The sequence below is a fragment of the Erwinia pyri genome, from assembly GCF_030758455.1.
Lineage (GTDB): Bacteria > Pseudomonadota > Gammaproteobacteria > Enterobacterales > Enterobacteriaceae > Erwinia > Erwinia pyri.
This window is the reverse complement of the sequence record NZ_CP132353.1, coordinates 3,125,155-3,143,628: the sequence shown is the minus strand read 5'-3', so window position 1 is coordinate 3,143,628 and position 18,474 is coordinate 3,125,155. Positions and strand designations below refer to the sequence as shown.

Annotated in this window: 18 protein-coding genes and 1 riboswitch; of the genes, 12 read left to right on the top strand and 6 right to left on the bottom strand. The window is 56.3% G+C overall.

Annotated elements, in window-relative coordinates; all coding sequences use genetic code 11:
* Positions 1-13 precede the first annotated feature (13 nt).
* Both Q3V30_RS14800 and bioA read right to left on the bottom strand, forming a co-directional pair.
* Entirely contained in the window at positions 14-1,057 is a 1,044-nt protein-coding gene (locus tag Q3V30_RS14800; RefSeq protein WP_306206860.1) for an NADP-dependent oxidoreductase, read from the bottom strand.
* A gap of 146 nt (positions 1,058-1,203) precedes the next feature.
* The gene (gene bioA / locus Q3V30_RS14795; protein WP_306206858.1) at positions 1,204-2,496 is read right to left on the bottom strand and encodes an adenosylmethionine--8-amino-7-oxononanoate transaminase; all 1,293 of its coding nucleotides are present in this window, start codon (positions 2,494-2,496) and stop codon (positions 1,204-1,206) included.
* 88 nt (positions 2,497-2,584) lie between these two features.
* On the opposite strand from bioA, the gene bioB reads away from it, so the two are divergent.
* Genes bioB through bioD form a run of 4 tightly spaced genes read left to right on the top strand, consistent with a single transcriptional unit; the run spans position 2,585 to position 6,177 of the window.
* Positions 2,585-3,616, top strand: a complete 1,032-nt coding sequence (bioB, locus tag Q3V30_RS14790) for a biotin synthase BioB (RefSeq protein ID WP_306206856.1) — start codon at positions 2,585-2,587, stop codon at positions 3,614-3,616.
* The gene (bioF, locus tag Q3V30_RS14785) at positions 3,617-4,768 is read left to right on the top strand and encodes an 8-amino-7-oxononanoate synthase (RefSeq protein WP_306206854.1); all 1,152 of its coding nucleotides are present in this window, start codon (positions 3,617-3,619) and stop codon (positions 4,766-4,768) included.
* Complete coding sequence (gene bioC / locus Q3V30_RS14780; RefSeq protein ID WP_306213221.1) at positions 4,752-5,510, top strand: malonyl-ACP O-methyltransferase BioC; 759 nt, start codon at positions 4,752-4,754, stop codon at positions 5,508-5,510. The genes bioF and bioC overlap by 17 nt, the downstream gene beginning before the upstream one ends.
* Complete coding sequence (gene bioD / locus Q3V30_RS14775; RefSeq protein ID WP_306206852.1) at positions 5,503-6,177, top strand: dethiobiotin synthase; 675 nt, start codon at positions 5,503-5,505, stop codon at positions 6,175-6,177. Before bioC ends, bioD begins: the two co-directional genes overlap by 8 nt.
* A 52-nt stretch (positions 6,178-6,229) precedes the next feature.
* On the opposite strand, the gene Q3V30_RS14770 is transcribed toward bioD, so the two are convergent.
* Together Q3V30_RS14770 and Q3V30_RS14765 are read right to left on the bottom strand one after the other, a co-directional pair.
* Positions 6,230-6,949, bottom strand: a complete 720-nt coding sequence (locus Q3V30_RS14770) for an ABC transporter ATP-binding protein (protein ID WP_306206849.1) — start codon at positions 6,947-6,949, stop codon at positions 6,230-6,232.
* 72 nt (positions 6,950-7,021) lie between these two features.
* A complete protein-coding gene (locus tag Q3V30_RS14765) occupies positions 7,022-7,420 on the bottom strand; it encodes a hypothetical protein (RefSeq protein ID WP_306206847.1) in 399 nt (132 codons plus the stop codon).
* Positions 7,421-7,869: 449 nt separating this feature from the next.
* Here Q3V30_RS14765 and uvrB point away from each other — a divergent pair, with 449 nt between their 5' ends.
* The gene (gene uvrB, locus Q3V30_RS14760; protein WP_306206846.1) at positions 7,870-9,897 is read left to right on the top strand and encodes an excinuclease ABC subunit UvrB; all 2,028 of its coding nucleotides are present in this window, start codon (positions 7,870-7,872) and stop codon (positions 9,895-9,897) included.
* Positions 9,898-9,976: 79 nt separating this feature from the next.
* Here uvrB and Q3V30_RS14755 read toward each other — a convergent pair whose 3' ends face one another.
* Positions 9,977-10,891, bottom strand: coding sequence for a gluconeogenesis factor YvcK family protein (locus Q3V30_RS14755; RefSeq protein ID WP_306206844.1), 915 nt, complete (start codon positions 10,889-10,891; stop codon positions 9,977-9,979).
* Positions 10,892-11,070: 179 nt separating this feature from the next.
* Positions 11,071-11,201: riboswitch (molybdenum cofactor riboswitch) on the top strand.
* Here Q3V30_RS14755 and moaA point away from each other — a divergent pair.
* From moaA to Q3V30_RS14725, 6 genes are all read left to right on the top strand, one after another.
* Positions 11,188-12,177, top strand: a complete 990-nt coding sequence (moaA, locus tag Q3V30_RS14750) for a GTP 3',8-cyclase MoaA (RefSeq protein ID WP_306213220.1) — start codon at positions 11,188-11,190, stop codon at positions 12,175-12,177. It overlaps the preceding riboswitch by 14 nt.
* Before the next feature lie 16 nt (positions 12,178-12,193).
* Positions 12,194-12,709, top strand: a complete 516-nt coding sequence (gene moaB, locus Q3V30_RS14745; protein ID WP_306206842.1) for a molybdenum cofactor biosynthesis protein B — start codon at positions 12,194-12,196, stop codon at positions 12,707-12,709.
* Positions 12,710-12,712: 3 nt separating this feature from the next.
* Positions 12,713-13,198, top strand: a complete 486-nt coding sequence (gene moaC / locus Q3V30_RS14740; RefSeq protein ID WP_306206840.1) for a cyclic pyranopterin monophosphate synthase MoaC — start codon at positions 12,713-12,715, stop codon at positions 13,196-13,198.
* Positions 13,191-13,436, top strand: coding sequence for a molybdopterin synthase sulfur carrier subunit (gene moaD, locus Q3V30_RS14735; RefSeq protein WP_306206838.1), 246 nt, complete (start codon positions 13,191-13,193; stop codon positions 13,434-13,436). The genes moaC and moaD overlap by 8 nt, the downstream gene beginning before the upstream one ends.
* A gap of 1 nt (position 13,437) precedes the next feature.
* The gene (moaE, locus tag Q3V30_RS14730; RefSeq protein ID WP_306206836.1) at positions 13,438-13,890 is read left to right on the top strand and encodes a molybdopterin synthase catalytic subunit MoaE; all 453 of its coding nucleotides are present in this window, start codon (positions 13,438-13,440) and stop codon (positions 13,888-13,890) included.
* A gap of 127 nt (positions 13,891-14,017) precedes the next feature.
* The gene (locus Q3V30_RS14725) at positions 14,018-15,070 is read left to right on the top strand and encodes a DUF1615 domain-containing protein (protein ID WP_428979265.1); all 1,053 of its coding nucleotides are present in this window, start codon (positions 14,018-14,020) and stop codon (positions 15,068-15,070) included.
* Between the two features lie 371 nt (positions 15,071-15,441).
* Here the strand turns inward: Q3V30_RS14725 and Q3V30_RS14720 are convergent, their stop codons facing one another.
* A complete protein-coding gene (locus Q3V30_RS14720; protein WP_306206832.1) occupies positions 15,442-17,385 on the bottom strand; it encodes a methyl-accepting chemotaxis protein in 1,944 nt (647 codons plus the stop codon).
* A gap of 273 nt (positions 17,386-17,658) precedes the next feature.
* Here Q3V30_RS14720 and Q3V30_RS14715 point away from each other — a divergent pair, with 273 nt between their 5' ends.
* Positions 17,659-18,369 carry a Bax inhibitor-1/YccA family protein gene (locus Q3V30_RS14715; RefSeq protein ID WP_306206830.1) on the top strand — a complete coding sequence of 237 codons (711 nt, stop codon included), beginning with the start codon at positions 17,659-17,661 and terminating at the stop codon, positions 18,367-18,369.
* Positions 18,370-18,474 lie beyond the last annotated feature (105 nt).

The following is an 18,474-nucleotide window of genomic DNA, read 5'->3' as shown; positions in this document are numbered from 1 at the left end:
TTCCAGGGCTCCTTCAGGGGTTATCGCCCGCAACCCGAATCAATACCTTGCCGAAGTTATTTCCCTCCAGCATGCCGATAAAGGTTTCTGGCGCATTATCCAGTCCATCCACCACATCCTCCCGGAAGACGAAGCGCTCCTGCTCCACCCACTGGCTCATCTGACTGAAGAACTCTTCAAAACGGTGACCGTAATCCTGGGTGATGATAAAGCCTTGCACCCGCAGGCGCTTACGCAATATCGCACTCTGGAACTGCGGCAGCATGTCCGGCCCGCTTGCGGCTTCCGTACTGTTGTAATCAGCTATCAGCCCACAGACCGGAATGCGGCCTTTGGTGTTCATCAGCGGCAGAACGGCGTTGAAAACTTTGCCGCCAACGCTTTCGAAATAGACATCAATCCCGTCACGGCAATAGCGCTTAAGGGATTCGGCCAGATCGTCAGAACGGTGATCGAGACAGCGGTCAAAGCCTAATACCTCTTCGGCATAGCGGCATTTCTCTTCCCCACCGGCAATCCCTACCACATAACAGCCCTTGAGTTTGGCAATCTGACCCACCATTGAACCCACGGCTCCGGTAGCGGCGGCGACCACCACGGTCTCACCCGGCTGCGGATTACCGATATCCAGCAGGCCCATATAAGCGGTGAAGCCGGTCATGCCGAGCAGGCCCAGCGCCCAGGAGGGGTGCTTTAACACCGGCCCGGTGAGCTTAAAGAGATCTTTGCCGTCGGAGAGGGCGAAATCCTGCCAGCCGCTCTGGCTGACTACCCAGTCGCCGGGCGCGTAATCCTGATTATTGGACTGCTCAACCACCGCCACCGTGCCCGCGCCCATCACGTCATTAACGGCGATGGGAGGAACATAGGAGGGCGCATCGCTCATTCGTCCGCGCATATAGGGGTCCAGCGACAGCCAGACGGTGCGCAGTAAAACCTCGCCCTCCCCGGGTACGGGAACATGCTGTGATTCAAGACGAAAGTTGGCTTCAGTTGGCGCACCATGCGGGCGCGAGGCCAGCACAATCCGGCGATTTGTCTGTTTATCTTGCGGCATAAATAATCTCCTTTACGGTTTGGCACCGTAAAAGCGTAGTGCATCAGGGCATTCGCTGCTTTGTAGCGCTTCTCAGCACAGAGAAAATCAGGCATTGGTTGAAGCTCCCGTCCGGTCAAAAGTAGAGACCGGAGGGGCTGAAGAGGTTAAGCGCCGAGATAGAGTTCAGGGCGATCCAGCGCGGCGGCAATGGCAACGGTGAGCTGCGTCAGCGCCTCAGGCTTGATGATGTAAGGCGGCATCAGGTAGATAAGTTTGCCGAAGGGGCGGATCCAGACGCCACGCTCAACAAAGAAGGCCTGCAGGGCGGCCATATTTACCGGCCGGTGCGTTTCAATCACGCCGATGGTGCCAAGCACGCGCGCGTTCGCTACTTCCGGCATCGCCTGCAACGGCAGCAGGGCGGCCTTCAGCTGCGTCTCGATCGCGGAAACCTGCTGCTGCCACTGATTCTCCTGCAAAATGGCCAGGCTTTCGCTGGCAACGGCGCAGGCCAGCGGATTACCCATAAACGTCGGGCCGTGCATAAAGCAGCCCGCCTCGCCGTTGCTGATGGTATGGGCGACTTCGCGGGTGGTCAGCGTCGCTGAAAGCGTCATAGTGCCGCCCGTCAACGCTTTGCCAACGCAGAGAATATCGGGCGAAATACCCGCATGCTCACAGGCAAAGAGTTTGCCGGTGCGGCCAAAGCCGGTGGCGATTTCATCGGCTATCAGCAGCACATTGTGGCGATCGCACAGCTCGCGCACGCGTTGCAGATAGCGTGGATGATAAAAGCGCATCCCGCCTGCGCCCTGCACAATCGGCTCCAGGATCACCGCGGCCACTTCCCCGGCGTGCAGCTGGATCAGCCGTTCAAAGTCATCCGCATCGCTATCCTGCCACTCATCACTGAAGCCACAGGCTGGCGCTGCGGCAAACAGATGGGAAGGCAGATAGCCCTGATAGAGACTGTGCATAGAGTTTTGCGGATCGCAGACCGACATCGCCGCAAAGGTATCGCCATGATAGCCGTTACGCAGCGTAAGAAAGCGCTGACGGCGCTCGCCTCTCGCCTGCCAGTATTGCAGCGCCATTTTCATCGAAACTTCCACCGCTACCGAACCGGAGTCGGCCAAGAAAACCGACTCCAGCCCGGCTGGGGTCATCTCTACCAGTTTGCGGCACAGCGCCACGGCGGAAGGGTGGGTGATGCCGCCAAACATCACGTGGGACATCTGTTCAATCTGCGCAGTCATCGCCCGGTTAAGGCGCGGATGGTTGTAACCGTGGATCGCCGCCCACCAGGAGGACATGCCATCAACCAGCTTGCGACCGTCGGCCAGCTGCAGAGAGGTCTGATGTGCGGCCACCACGGGATAGACCGGCAGCGGCTGGCTCATGGAGGTATAGGGGTGCCAGATATGGTCACGGTCAAAGGCGAGATCGGCAGGGGTCATAAATAACTTGTAAACCAAATTTAAAAAAATTAGTTTACAAGTATAACCAGGCAGAGCCGGATCACCACACCCTTTTTTGGAGCAAGCAATGGCAAATCGTTGGACTATTTCTCAGGCACAGGCCCTCTTTGATAAGCCTTTTTTAGAGCTGATGTTTGAAGCGCAGCAGGTTCACCGCCAACATTTTGATCCCCGTCAGGTACAGGTCAGCACGCTGCTCTCGATCAAAACCGGGGCCTGCCCGGAAGACTGCAAATATTGCCCGCAGAGTTCACGCTACAAAACCGGGCTGGCTTCCGAGCGCCTGATGGAAGTTGAGGAGGTACTCAGCTCGGCACGCAAGGCAAAAGCCGCCGGTTCAGATCGCTTCTGCATGGGGGCGGCCTGGAAAAACCCGCACGAGCGCGATATGCCCTATCTTGAGCAGATGGTGAAAGGGGTGCGTGAGATGGGGCTGGAAACCTGCATGACGCTGGGGACGCTTAGCGACGAACAGGCACAACGCCTGGCGCAGGCCGGGCTGGATTACTACAACCACAACCTCGACACCTCGCCGGAATTCTACGGTAGCGTCATCACCACCCGTAGCTACCAGGAGCGCCTGGATACGCTGGGCAAAGTGCGTGATGCCGGTATCAAAGTCTGTTCAGGCGGCATCGTTGGCCTGGGCGAGAGCGTTAACGATCGCGCCGGGCTGCTGGTGCAGCTGGCTAACCTCCCTGTGCCGCCTGAGAGCGTGCCGATCAACATGCTGGTAAAAGTCAAAGGCACGCCGATGGCCGATAACGATGATGTCGATCCGTTCGACTTTATCCGTACCATCGCCGTGGCGCGCATCATGATGCCTTCTTCGCACGTTCGTCTCTCTGCCGGACGCGAACAGATGAGCGAGCAGACTCAGGCGATGTGCTTTATGGCCGGAGCCAACTCGATCTTCTACGGCTGCAAGCTGCTGACCACGCCAAATCCGGAAGAAGACAAAGATTTGCAGCTGTTCCGTAAGCTGGGACTGAACCCACGCCATACCACCACCGAGGCGGGGGATAACGAGCAGCAGCAGGCGCTGGCCGGACAGCTACTGAATGCCGATACCGAACAATTCTACAACGCGGCACTGTAAATGAGCTGGCAGCAACGGCTGACCCAGGCGCTGAATGCGCGCCGGGAAAAAGGGCAGTTTCGCCAGCGCAGAGTGAATCAGCAAAGCGATGCGCGAACCCTGCAAATTGACGGCAGGCGCTATCTGAATTTCTCCGCCAATGATTATCTTGGACTGAGCCATGAACCGACTATCAAATACGCCTGGCAGCAGGGCGCTGAACGGTATGGCGTGGGCGCTGGTGGTTCCGGGCATGTGACCGGCTATCATGCGGTGCAGGCGGAGTTTGAACAGCGGCTGGCTGCGTGGCTCGGCTATTCCCGTGCGCTGCTGTTTATCTCCGGCTTTGCGGCAAATCAGGCGGTTATTACGGCAATGCCTGGCAAAACAGACCGGATCCTTGCTGATAAGCTTGCTCACGCTTCCCTGCTTGAAGCCGCCTCGCTGAGTCCCGCCACGCTGCGTCGTTTTAGCCACAATCAGCCCGCCTCACTAAGCAGGCTGCTGGAAAGCGAGACGGAAGGGGAAACCCTGGTCGTCACGGAGGGGGTCTTCAGCATGGACGGTGACAGCGCGCCGCTGGCGGAGCTGCACACGCTCGCTAAGCATCACGGCAGCTGGCTGATGGTGGATGACGCGCACGGCATTGGCACCACCGGCGAGCAGGGGCGCGGCAGCTGCTGGCAGCAACAGGTAAAGCCTGAGCTTTTGGTGGTGACCTTTGGTAAAGCGTTCGGCCTGAGCGGCGCGGCGGTGCTCTGCGATGAGGATACGGCGGATTATCTGTTGCAGTTTGCCCGCCATCTGATTTACAGCACCGCCATGCCTCCGGCTCAGGTTTGCGCGCTTCACGCCGCGCTGACCGCTGTTCAGCAGGGCGATGAACAACGACTGCGCCTGCATCACAACGTGGCACTTTTCCGCGAGGGAGCCAGAGCGCTGGGGCTCGCTCTGCTGCCTTCCGGCACCGCTATCCAGCCGATGATTGTGGGCGATGAACATCAGGCGCTGGCGCTGGCAGAAGCGCTTCGTCTGCAGGGCTGCTGGGTCACCGCTATTCGTCCGCCTACCGTGCCTCCCGGCACCGCCAGGCTGCGCATCACGCTCAGCGCGGCGCATCAGCCGGAAGATATAGAGCGCCTGCTGGAGGGGCTGCATCATGCAAAGCGTTAACAAGCAGGCTGTGGCCCGGGCGTTTGGTCGCGCTGCACAAACCTATAATCAGCATGCTGAACTGCAGCGCCTCAGCGGAGAGCAGCTGGCTGGTTTCGCCCGTCAACGGCAGGGGCAACGCGTGCTGGATGCCGGATGCGGTCCGGGCTGGTTCAGCAAGCGCTGGCGCGAGGCGGGCAATACGGTAACGGCTCTTGATTTATCAGCAGATATGTTGGATCAGGCGCGCTCACTGCAAACGGCGGATAATTATCAGAATGGGGATATTGAAGCGCTGCCGTTCACGGCACCGCAGTTTGATCTCTGCTGGAGCAATCTGGCGGTGCAGTGGTGCAGTGATTTACGGCTGGCCCTGACGGAGCTCTATCGGGTGACGCTTCCCGGCGGCCAGGTGCTGTTTTCAACGCTGTCGGCTGGCTCTTTAAGCGAGCTGACCAAAGCCTGGCAGCCGCTGGATCTGCCGGCGCCTGTGAATAATTTTTTGCCGGTTGAAGCTATTGCGCGGGCCGGCAATCAGCTGCCGCTGAGGCTGAAGCAGGAGATCGTGACGCTGGCCTTTCCCAATGTGCTCAGCGCCCTGCGTTCGCTGAAGGGAATTGGCGCCACGCATCTGCATAGCGGCAGGCGTGAAGGCGGCCTGAACAGAGGGCATTTTCAACAGCTTGAGCAGAACTGGCCGCGCGACAGCCGGGGCTACCTGCTCAGCTATCACCTGGTGTATGGAGTTATGGATCGTGAGTGAACGTTGGTTTATCACCGGAACGGATACGGAAGTAGGAAAAACGGTAGCCAGTACCGCACTGCTGCAGGCTGCCAGAGCGGCGGGTTTTTGCAGCGTGGGTTACAAACCGGTGGCGTCAGGCTGTGACGTTACGCCGGTAGGATTGCGTAACAGCGATGCGCTGGCGCTGCAAAAAAACAGCGTGCTGGCGCTGCCTTATGACCGCATCAATCCCCTCGCTTTCGAAGAGCCCACTTCGCCGCATATTGTCAGTGAAGAAGAGGGCAGACCCATCACCTTTGAACGTCTCTCGGCCGGTCTGGCCGCCCTGACCCAACAGGCGGACTGGGTACTGACTGAAGGCGCCGGAGGCTGGTTTACGCCGCTCTCTGCCACCACAACGTTTGCCGACTGGGTGCAGCAAGAGCAGCTGCCTGTGGTGCTGGTGGTAGGCGTGAAGCTGGGCTGTATCAATCATGCCATGTTGACGGCACAGGCGATACAAGCCAGCGGGCTGCGTCTGGCTGGCTGGATAGCCAATGACATTCAGCCAGCAGGAAAACGGCACCAGGAGTACCTGGCGACGTTAAAACAGCGTTTGCCCGCGCCGATGCTGGGAGAGATCCCCTGGCTGGCTCACGCCGATGAGTTTGACAAGCTTGGGCACTATCTTCGTTTACCGCAGTAATAGCCGCTCAGCAGCCATGTTGATTCCGGGGAGCGCGCCCCCGGAATCGCTCTTATGATACCGTAAGCCAGGTGTTGACCATGCTCTCATCCAGCTGAGCGACTTTGCCATGGGCCACATTGCGCCCGCGATGCAACAGCAGGAAGTAATCCGCCACCTTGCGGATAAAAGAGATGCGTTGTTCAAGCAGCAGAATCGTCAACCCGAAATCATGATTCAGCCGGTGGATCAGATTGCCCATCTCCTCTTCCAGCCACGGCGACATGCCCTCGGTTGGCTCATCCAGAATCAACAGCTTCGGCTGTAACACCAGCGCTCTGGCCAACGCTAACTGCTGCTGCTGGTCCATCTGTAGCTCCCCGCTGCGCTGATGCCGCAAAGAGTAGAGCGCCGGGAACAGGTCATACACCATCTGTGGGATCGCTTTGTGACACTCCAGTCCGGCACCGGCCAGCAGGGCGATCTGTAAATTCTCCTCCACGCTGAGCTGTGAGAAGATTTGCCGTCCCTGCGGCACGTAGCCAATGCCCAGCGCGGCGCGCTGTTCCATCGGTTGCAGCAGCAGATCCTGGGGAGGAAGATTCGCCTCCTGCCAGATCATCGACCCGCTGTTGATAGGCAGATGGCCCATGATGCAGTTGACCAGCGTGGTTTTTCCCATGCCAGGCCGCCCCAGAACCCCGGTACAGGTGCCAGGGGTAAGATCCAGGTCAACATCCCACAAGATGTGATTCTGCCCATAAAATTGGTTGATTGAACGTAAGCTGAGCATCTGACACTCTCCTCCAGACAGTTTTCGATCGCACCTGGTTGCATCCGCTCTACGTCGTGTGGCAAACAGTCGTCAACGTTTCCAGTGAAACGCCTGCGGCTTTGGGCTTCTCGCTCTGGTGTTAAGAAAGCGTGAGGCGGTTACGTTTTCTCTTGCAATTGACAGGCCAATCTGGCGGAAGGCGGGGAAAACGGCGGAGGAGCTGATAATCAGCACCAGTGATTGGTAATAAAAGTTAAATAATTGCCCCAGGTAATATTCCCCTGCACCCACTCGGTGCTGCGTAAGAATCATTTCTGGTGCAACTGCCTGTCTCAGAGGCAATCCCGGGCTGTCATCAAAGTGAAAAAAACGCGGAGAAAAGGGTGGCGGCAATCGGGGATCTATGCTCTTTGCTGGCACCAATCGTGAAGCCACGGACGAAAATAATGCAAAAAAAAATATTTGTGGGGGCAGCGGCAGGGTGATCACGATTTATACACAGCAGACGGGTCGGGCGCTGAAATCAGTTATCCACCATTCCTGTGGATAACCATGTGCATGAGCGTCTGAAAACTTACGCCAGGCGAGAGCGGGCGCGGGTTGAGCACGAAGTGATGCGAAACTCGTCTCTGGGGATAAACTAAATAAAATCAATGCGTTATTTAAAATCAAGCCGCATAAACTTCTGCGATATGATGGCACCCGCATTTTGTCAGTGACGCTTGACAATTGTTAAACTTTCTATCCTCTTGGGGATAACCCTGCCAGGCTGTAGCCAGGAGGACGCTCAGCCATCCTCTGCAGGCAGTGTTGCTCTTCACGCTTCACCATCTTGCAAAATAACTGTAATTATATCCAGTCTTTTTTGCTGGTAAAATCGTTGTGGCAGAGTAAAATTAGGTTTCTGTCCGCGCACTTCATCACCAGGTAGCCATTCAATGAGCAAAGTCTTTAAACTCAACTCCGATTTCAAACCCGCTGGCGACCAGCCCGAGGCGATCCGTCGCCTGGAAGAGGGGCTGGAAGATGGGCTGGCGCATCAGACGCTGCTCGGGGTAACCGGCTCCGGGAAAACCTTTACCGTCGCCAACGTCATTGCCGATCTTAATCGCCCAACCATGGTGCTGGCGCCCAACAAAACGCTGGCCGCGCAGCTCTACGGCGAGATGAAAGAGTTCTTCCCGGAAAACGCGGTGGAATATTTCGTCTCTTATTACGATTACTATCAGCCAGAAGCGTACGTACCCAGCTCAGATACTTTTATCGAGAAAGATGCTTCAGTAAATGAGCATATTGAGCAGATGCGTCTCTCCGCCACCAAAGCGCTGCTGGAAAGGCGGGATGTGATTGTGGTGGCGTCAGTGTCGGCCATTTACGGTCTGGGCGATCCCGATCTCTATCTGAAAATGATGCTGCACCTGACCCGCGGGATGGTTATCGACCAGCGCGCAATCCTGCGCAGGCTCTCTGAACTGCAGTACACCCGTAACGATCAGGCCTTTCAGCGTGGCACCTTCCGCGTGCGCGGAGAGGTGATTGATATCTTCCCGGCAGAGTCAGACGACTATGCGTTGCGCGTGGAGCTGTTTGATGAGGAAGTTGAGCGGTTGTCAATTTTTGACCCGTTAACCGGGCAGATTAGCTCGGTTATTCCGCGCTACACCATCTACCCCAAAACGCACTACGTGACGCCGCGTGAGCGTATTCTCCAGGCGATGGAAGAGATCAAGGTGGAGCTGGCCGATCGGCGCAAAACGTTGATGGAGAATAATAAACTGCTGGAAGAGCAGCGAATTTCTCAGCGCACCCAGTTTGATCTGGAGATGATGAACGAGCTGGGCTACTGCTCCGGGATTGAGAACTACTCGCGCTATCTTTCCGGCCGTGGGCCAGGCGAAGCGCCGCCCACGCTCTTCGACTATCTGCCCGCCGACGGCCTGCTGGTGATTGACGAATCTCACGTTACTATCCCGCAAATTGGCGGCATGTACCGCGGTGACCGCGCGCGTAAAGAGACGCTGGTAGAGTATGGTTTCCGCCTGCCTTCGGCTCTGGATAACCGTCCAATGAAGTTTGAGGAGTTCGAGGGACTGGCACCGCAAACCATTTATGTCTCCGCCACGCCGGGCAACTACGAGCTGGAGAAGTCGGGCGGTGAAGTGATCGATCAGGTAGTTCGTCCTACTGGCCTGCTGGATCCGCTGATTGAAGTGCGCCCGGTGGGCACCCAGGTAGACGATCTGCTGTCGGAGATCCGTAAGCGTGTCGCCATTAACGAGCGCGTGCTGGTGACGGTGCTGACCAAGCGGATGGCAGAGGATCTGACCGAGTATCTGGAAGAGCATGGCGAGCGGGTTCGTTATCTGCACTCTGATATCGATACCGTGGAGCGTGTCGAAATCATCCGTGACCTGCGTCTGGGGAAATTTGATGTGCTGGTAGGGATCAACCTGTTGCGAGAGGGGCTGGATATGCCAGAGGTGTCGCTGGTCGCTATCCTCGATGCCGACAAAGAGGGCTTCCTGCGTTCAGAGCGCTCGCTGATCCAGACCATTGGGCGCGCCGCGCGTAACCTCAACGGTAAGGCGATCCTCTACGGCGATAAAATTACGCCCTCTATGGCGCGGGCTATCAGTGAAACCGAGCGTCGTCGTGAGAAGCAGCAGATCCATAACGAGGAGAACGGCATCGTTCCGCAGGGGCTGAACAAGAAAATCGCCGATATTCTTGAGCTGGGGCAGGGGATCAACAATAAGAGCAAAACGAAAGGTCGCGGCAAGACGCCTCGCGCTATTGTGGAAGATGACGCACCTTATCTCGATCTCTCGCCGAAAGGGCTGCAGAAGAAAATCCATGAGCTGGAGGCCCGTATGCAGGAGCATGCGCAGAATCTGGAGTTTGAAGAGGCGGCTAACGTGCGTGACCAGCTTCATCAGGTACGCGAGCTGTTTATCGCCGCTTCTTAAATAAGGCGTGGATGCCCCTACAGCAAACGGGCGGAAGCTGTTCCGCCCGTGAATATTTTCTGAGTCTGCGGGAAGCTCTTCAGGCGGACTTAATCGCCTGAACTGCATGTTCAATGGCAATATGCAGCAGCTGGCGGTCGTGGCGATATTTAATATCAGCGGCTTCCAGCGGTTCCTGAATAACCACTCTGTCGGTGACGTTGCGGGTATCGACAGAGGGGCCTACCACCACAGCATCAATCACCTTTTTACCGATATATTTTTCCATCATCGCCAGTTTTCCCTCCAGCGTAAGCTGCGCCGTCGCGGGACTCAGCTCCCGGCCTAGGTTGCCGATAAACACCATGGTGGCTGGCGTGCGGCGCAGCGCCTGCGCCATATCAGGCATCAGCAGCACCGGCATCAGACTGGTGTAGAAACTGCCGGGACCAATCAGAATTAAATCCGCTTCGGCCACCGCTTCAATCGCTTCCCGGGTAGCGCTGACGGTAGGGGAAAGCATCAGCTCCTGCGGCGGCTGCTGCATCTGATCGATAGCGGTTTCGCCATAAATCTGGTTGCCTTCGCTGTCGACAGCGACCAGATCCACCGGCTGCTCGGACATCGGGATCAGGAAGGCATCCACTTTGAGCAGATTACGGATCAGATTGATCGCTTCAAAAGGGCGGACGCTGAGATGATCCAGCGCTTTCAGCATCAGGTTTCCCAGATTATGACCTGCCAGCTCGCCGTTGCCGCTGAAGCGATACTCAAACATGGCCGAGGCCACGCTGGGTTCGGCAATCAGCTGATTAAGGCAGTTGCGCATATCGCCCCAGGCGATCCCCCCTTCAGAGCGACGAATGCGTCCGGTAGATCCACCGTTATCTGTAGTGGTGACGATACCGGTCAGCCGGGATCCCAACGGGGAGAGCGCAGACATCACCCGTCCCAGGCCATGTCCGCCGCCCAGTGCCACTACCCTGTCGAGATCGGCTAACGTGCGATTACGCATAAAAATCCTTTGTTTAAGTTTCATTGAGGCGAGGCGCAACGGGCTGCTGAGGCTATTTTAGCGTAATGTGTGACTAAAATACGGCAAAATACGTTATATATCCAAATACATAGCGAAACTCTCTTCTGGCATCCCTCACACATTAGCGCTAGAATTTTCACACCAAGGTTTGCCGATGTGCGGTAAATCACACTTAGCCTTTACCCCTACGTCATCTGATATGGAGTATTGGCCGCAACTTCGAGTTGCCAGGGTGCAGAAAGAAATGCCTGCATCTCCCGCTTTGGAAAGGTGTTCTGGTGTCACAATTTACTGATAACTTCGATCGCAAGTTCTATTACCTGCGTCTGTCGATCACAGACGTCTGCAATTTTCGTTGCAACTACTGTCTGCCTGATGGCTACAAGCCACAGGGCGCCAGCAATAAAAGTTTCCTGTCGCTGGATGAGATCCGCCGCGTTACCCGTGCCTTCGCGGCTGCGGGGACGGAAAAAGTGCGTCTGACGGGCGGAGAACCTTCCCTGCGCCGTGATTTCACTGAGATCATCGCTGCCGTGCGTGAAAACAGTGCTATTCGCCAGCTGGCGGTGACCACCAACGGTTACCGTCTGGCCCGCGACGTAGCGCAGTGGCGCGAAGCGGGTCTCACCGCGCTCAATGTCAGCATCGACAGTCTGGATGCCCGCCAGTTTCATGCCATCACCGGTCAGGACAAATTTCATCAGGTGATGAGCGGCATTGATGCGGCATTTGAAGCTGGTTTCAGCAAAGTGAAAGTGAACACCGTGCTGATGCGTGACATTAACCATAACAGCCTCCAGACCTTCCTTGAGTGGATCCGCCCGCGACCCATTCAGCTACGCTTTATCGAGCTGATGGAGACGGGCGACGGCGGCAATCTGTTCCGCAAACATCATCTCTCTGGCGAAGTGATCCGCGACCAGCTGATTATGCAGGGCTGGATCCGTCAGCCAGGCGAGCGCAGCGCGGGGCCGGCTCAGGTGTTCCGTCATCCTGACTATCAGGGCGAAATCGGCCTGATCATGCCTTACGAAAAAGATTTCTGCGCCACCTGTAACCGGCTGCGGGTCTCCGCTACCGGCAAGCTGCATCTCTGTTTGTTTGGCGATGGCGGGGTTTCCCTGCGCGATCTGCTGCAAAATGACGGGCAGCAGGCCGAACTGCAGGAACGGATCGCCGCCAGCCTGCGAACCAAAAAGCAGACGCATTTCCTGCATCAGGGCAATACCGGCATTACGCAGAATCTCTCTTATATCGGCGGTTAACATTAAGGACGTGAACATGGCTAAACCTTCGGCTGAATTTATGCCGCTTAACGTGGCAGTACTGACCGTTTCTGACAGCCGCGATGCTGCCAGCGACAGCTCTGGCGACTATCTGCGCGAGGCGCTGACGGAAGCAGGTCATCAGGTGCTGGACCATGCGCTGGTGAAAGACGATCGCTACCGTATCCGGGCCGTGGTCTCCAGCTGGATTGCCAGCAGCGATGTGCAGGTAGTGCTGGTTAACGGCGGGACGGGATTTAACAGTAAAAACAGCACGCCTGAAGCGCTGCTGCCGCTGTTTGACCGCGAAATTGAAGGGTTCGGCGAACTGTTCCGCATGATCTCTTATGAAGATATCGGCTCCTCCACGCTGCAGAGCCGTGCCATAGCGGGCATCGCTAATCAGACGGTGATTTTTGCGGTACCGGGTTCCACCGGCGCCTGCCAGCTTGCGTGGGAGCGGATTATTCAGGATCAGCTCGATGCCCGTACCCGCCCCTGTCATTTTGTTTCGCACGTGAAGAAGCCTTAATTTATGTCTCAGTTAACCCACATTAATGCCTCTGGCGAGGCGCACATGGTGGATGTTTCCGCCAAGACTGAAACCGTACGTGAAGCGCGTGCCGAAGCGTTTGTAAAAATGCATCCCGATACGTTGAAGATGATTATCGACGGCAGCCATCACAAAGGGGATGTGTTTGCCACCGCGCGCATCGCTGGCATTCAGGCTGCCAAGCGTACCTGGGAGCTGATCCCGCTCTGCCACCCGCTGTTGTTGAGCAAGGTCGAGGTGACGCTGTTTGCCGATGAGGCTAACAGTCAGGTGCGTATTGAGTCGCTCTGTCGTCTGACCGGCAAGACGGGTGTGGAGATGGAAGCGCTGACGGCGGCCTCCGTGGCGGCGTTGACCATCTACGATATGTGTAAAGCCGTGCAAAAAGATATCAGCATTGAGCAGTGTCGTTTGCTCAGCAAAAGCGGCGGCAAGTCTGGTGATTTTCTGGCGGTTCCCCATGATTAACGTGCTGTTTTTTGCTCAGGTACGCGAGCTGGTGGGTACCGGAAGCGTGACCATGACCCAGAACTACGCCACGGTGGAAGCGCTGCGTGCGGCGCTGGTTGCCAAAGGCGACCGCTGGGCGCTGGCGCTGGAGTCGGGCAAGATCCTCGCTGCGGTTAATCAAACGCTGGTTTCTCCACAGCATGCGCTGAAAGCGGGTGACGAAGTCGCCTTCTTCCCACCGGTAACCGGAGGCTAGGATGGAGACGAGGATCAGAGTTGGCTCCGCGCCGTTCGACATGGGCGAAGAGTATCGCTGGCTGGCGGCCTGTGATGAAGATGGTGCGGTTGTGACCTTTACCGGAAAAGTGCGGAATCACAACCTGGGGGATAACGTGTCGGCGCTGACCCTGGAGCACTATCCGGGCATGACTGAAAAAGCGCTGGAAGAGATTGTCGCCGAAGCGCGTGAGCGTTGGCCGATGCAGCGCGTCACGGTTATTCATCGCATTGGTGAGTTATTCCCGGGCGATGAGATCGTGATGGTAGGCGTGAGCGGGGCGCACCGCGCAGGGGCGTTTGCTGCCGCCGAATTTATTATGGATTACCTGAAAACCCGGGCGCCCTTCTGGAAGCGGGAAGCCACGCCGGAGGGCGATCGCTGGGTGGAGTCCCGTGACAGCGACCATGAATCAGCGGCACGCTGGAAGTAGTGAGATTCAGGATTTAAGGGCTGCTCCGATAGCTTCCTGCCGTTGCGCTGTGTACCCTGAGGGGATTAGCCGTTGAAAAACAAGGAAAGCAATGACTTACCCTAAGCGTCTTTCCCTGCTGGCCCTGATGGTGCTGGCAGGCTGTACCAGCCAGCCGAAAAAGGATCTGCCGGAGCGCCGCCCGGCAGATGTTAAAGCACAGATAGCGCAACTGCTGCCTGCAAAGGTGAGCGACCGTCAGGGATGGAGTAACGACATTTTTGCTGCGTTTAACGGTCAGGGGCTGGATCCCAGCGTCTCTAATCTCTGCTCGGTGATCGCAGTCACCGATCAGGAGTCCACCTTCAGCGCGGATGCAACCGTGGCAGGCCTGCCTAAAATTGCCTGGGGCGAAATAGACCGCCGCGCCGCAAAGCTGCATATTCCCTCTTTTGTCGTTCGCACTGCGTTGATGATCAACTCTCCCAACGGGAAAAGTTATACCGCAAGACTGGATAACGTGCGCAGCGAGAAGGAGCTGAGCGCGATTTTTGACGATTTCATCAATATGGTGCCGATGGGGCAGACGCTGTTTGGCAATCTCAACCCTATCCATACCGGTGGGCCAATGCAGGTCAGCATTGCGTTTGCGGAAGCGCACGCCAAAGGGTATCCCTGGCCTGTAGACGGTTCCATTCGCCGTGAGGTATTTACCCGGCGCGGCGGCGTCTGGTTCGGAACGATGCATCTGCTGGGCTATCCGGCGAATTACAGTCGGCAAATTTACCGGTTTGCCGATTTCAATGCCGGCTGGTATGCCAGCCGTAATGCGGCCTTCCAGGCGGCAGTATCGCGGCTGAGCGGCATTAAATTGACGCTTGATGGCGATCTGATCCTGTACGGCTCTGACCAGGCTGGCTCTACGGAACTTGCCGTAAGGACGCTGAAATCGCGTCTGGATATGAGCGATCGTGCTATCCGCAGTGCGCTGGAGAAGGGCCAAAGTATAGAGTTTGAAAAAACGGATTTATGGCAGCAGGTCTTTGCCCTGGCCGATAAGAATGCCGGAGGACGTCAGCCGCGAGAGATGCTGCCTGGCATCAAGCTTGAAAGCCCGAAAATCACCCGTAACCTGACCACCGCCTGGTTTGCCCAACGTGTGAATGGACGTTACCAAAGCTGTCTGGCGCGCGGGAAATAGTTCTGCTGAAGCGGCAGCTGTGATGGTTGCCGCATCCCTGCGGCATACACTCGGCTAACGTGCTCTATGGCGCCACCCAGAAAATTCGGTGTTGTCTTTGATTTCAGCGCTCACACAGGTCAAAACCAGCTTTGCTGCTGGATTTGGAAGTCGGTTTGGTTTTCTGTGACAGGCAACACCAAAGCTGAGGGGAGGGGAGAGGGGGCTGATAAGCAAAAGCTAAGCGGCATGGACGCCGCTTCGCAGCCCCCACGGAAGGGTTCACGGCGTTTTTGTGTTCAGCCCCCTCTCCCTGAGCAGGCCAACCCACTTTCAGGCAACATGCCCTGAAATCAGGCAGCGCGGTTTCATCCACGCTGCCTCAGGTATATTTAAGCTGCATCCAGTCGGAAGATCTGTACCGTTTGCGCCAGCTGTTTCGCCTGCTCTTCCAGTGAAGCGGCAGCCGCAGACATCTGCTGCACCAGCGCGGAGTTCTGCTGAGTAGCGCCATCCATCTGGTTAACCGCTACCGTCACCTGCCCAATTCCCTGCGACTGCTCATCAGAGGCATGCACAATCTCACCAATAATGGTCTTCACGGAATTCACCGCAGCAGTCATCTCCTGCATGGTTCTGCCTGCATCCTGTACCAGCGATACGCCGTGATTGACCCGCTGTGTAGACTCGCCAATCAGCGCAGAGATATCTTTAACCGCGTTAGCGCTTCGCTGCGCCAGACTGCGCACTTCAGCAGCAACCACGGCGAAACCGCGACCCTGTTCACCCGCGCGGGCCGCTTCAACGGCGGCGTTCAGCGCCAGAATGTTTGTCTGGAAAGCGATGCCGTTAATGATGCTGGTAATGGCGCCAATTTTGCGGGAACTTTCATCGATCTGCTGCATAATTTGTACAACTTGCTGAACCAAAATCTCGCCGCGCTGAGCAATATCTGTCGCATTCTCTGTCAGCGATGTCGCCTGGTGCGCATTATCGGCATTATGTTTCACCGTAGCGGTTAGCTGCTCCATGCTCGCTGCCGTCTCTTCCAGCGCAGCGGCCTGCTGCTCTGTACGGGAAGCAAGATCAAGGTTACCGGAGGCAATCTCTTCCGCGCCCTGACGAACAGAGTCGCTGGCGGAAATAATCTCGCCCACCATGGTCCTTAATTGCTGCTGCATGGTTTGCATCGCAAAGAAAATACTCTGACGATCGCGTGCAGCTACCGGGATCTCAGCGCTCAGATCGCCTTCTGCCACGCCCAGCGCTATCTCTGCCGCCTGAGAAGGTTCGCCGCCGATCGGTTTGGCTATCTTGCGGGTGAAGATCAGCCCCAGTACGGTACAGACAATCACTATGCTCAGAAGCATCATGATCAGGGCGTGCATCAGCTGACGATTCGCTTCCGCCATTACCGCACTGACGGGCGTGACAATTCCCAGATACCACGGCAGATTGCTGGTACCGACGGTGATAGGTCGCCAGGTTTCCAGCACATTTTCACCCAGCGTAGTGTCAAAATGCTCCACTACCTGCTGAGTAAACTCATCGGTCACGCCCTTGTAGGGCTTACCGGCCATCGCTTTATCCGGGCTGGAAACGACCAGACCTTTATTGGAAAGCAGCAGGGCATAACCCAAGCCTTCCCACGGCTTAATCGCACCCACGGTTTTCTGTAAAGTAGCCAGAGAAATATCAGAAGTGATCACCGCTTTAAGCTTGTCATCATCAAGCACCACGGCCGCAACCGAAGTCAGCAGCGTATCGACGCCGTTGTAGGCATAGCTGTAAGGCTCGGTCAGAACATCTTTTTTTAACTTTTGCGGGATTAAATAGTAATCACCCTGACCCGGCTTGAAGATGGAGTCGAGATTGTGCAGCGCAAAGCTGCCTGAAGCGTCGCGATCGACAAAGCGCGCAAAACGCCCTTTCGGTGCAGAGTCGGGCTGTTGGGCAAACTCCGCGTCACGACCGTCAAACGCATTTTCTTCGAAAATCACCGACATTGAGAGATAGTCCGGATTCTGCTTCAGGGAGTATTTCATTAACTCTTCACCAACCTTACGGTCGGTGATGCCCGAAGCGGGCAGGGCGATCAGACTCTGGCCAAGATTGCGTGCCACCGTGCGGGCATATTCAAGCTCTTTCTGAACGCTGAGGGCGTTACTTTCCGCAATCTTCCCCAGGTAATCTTCAGCCAGTTTGCGCTGATGCTGGCTTGACTGCCAGCTGAGCAGGCCTATGGTGATGGTAAAGCCAAGAGTGATGGTCAGAGCGCCCGCAACAAGCATCAGCGTTCGGGTGCTCATTTTGCGTTTGGCGGTGGTTTTCTGCATAAAAGATTCCCCGGTGTAAGAGATGGCGCGTAATTAACTTCCTGTCAGGTAATCTCCTTGTGATCACTTTATCGGCAAGATATGCACAAGCTTTATGCAACCCTGCAATAATCACGCAACAAAATTACACCGGCTGATAAACGGCAAGGGAAAAGTCATAAGCGGGGCTGGCTTAATTTGCCAGGACTGTGCCAGACTTAAGAGCGGCCCCGACAACGGCCCTTGCGCGAGTTTCCGGGATCACTTTGCTAATTTATGAATCAGGAGAGCATCATGGATCGATATCCACGTTCCAACAGTTCTATGGTTTCGCAGGCCAACACCGGTTTGCAGACTTATATGGCTCAGGTTTACGGCTGGATGACGTGCGGTCTGTTGCTGACCGCCTTTGTTGCATGGTTTGCGGCGAACACGCCTGCGGTCATGGAGCTGGTCTTCGCCAACCGCATCACTTTCTTTGGTCTGATTATTGTGCAGTTAGGGTTGGTATTTGTGCTTTCCGGTATGGTGCACAAGCTTAGCGGGGCGGCAGCGACGGCGCTGTTTATGCTCTATTCCGCGCTAACTGGCCTTACCCTGGCAAGTATTTTCCTTGTTTACACCTACTCCTCTATCGCCAGCACTTTTGTGGTGACCGGCGGGATGTTTGGTGTCATGAGTTTCTGGGGTTACACCACAAAACGCGACCTCAGCAAAATGGGTAGCCTGCTGTTTATGGCGCTGATCGGCATTGTGCTGGCTTCACTGGTGAATATCTGGCTGAAAAGCTCTGCGCTGATGTGGGCCGTGACCTATATCGGCGTGGTGGTGTTTGTCGGGCTGACCGCCTATGACACGCAGAAGCTGAAGAATATCGGTGAAGGGATTAATGTTGAAGATAAAGAGAACCTGCGTCGCTACTCGATTCTGGGAGCATTAACGCTCTATCTGGACTTTATCAACCTGTTCCTGATGCTGCTGCGTATCTTCGGCAACCGCCGCTAGCCGCAGAGAGCAAGCTTTTTACTCTGCTCAGCCCGGACGGCTCTGCTCCGTCCGGGCTACACTTCCGCTATAACTCTGCGGGTTAAACTCACTCTTTTGGCGTAG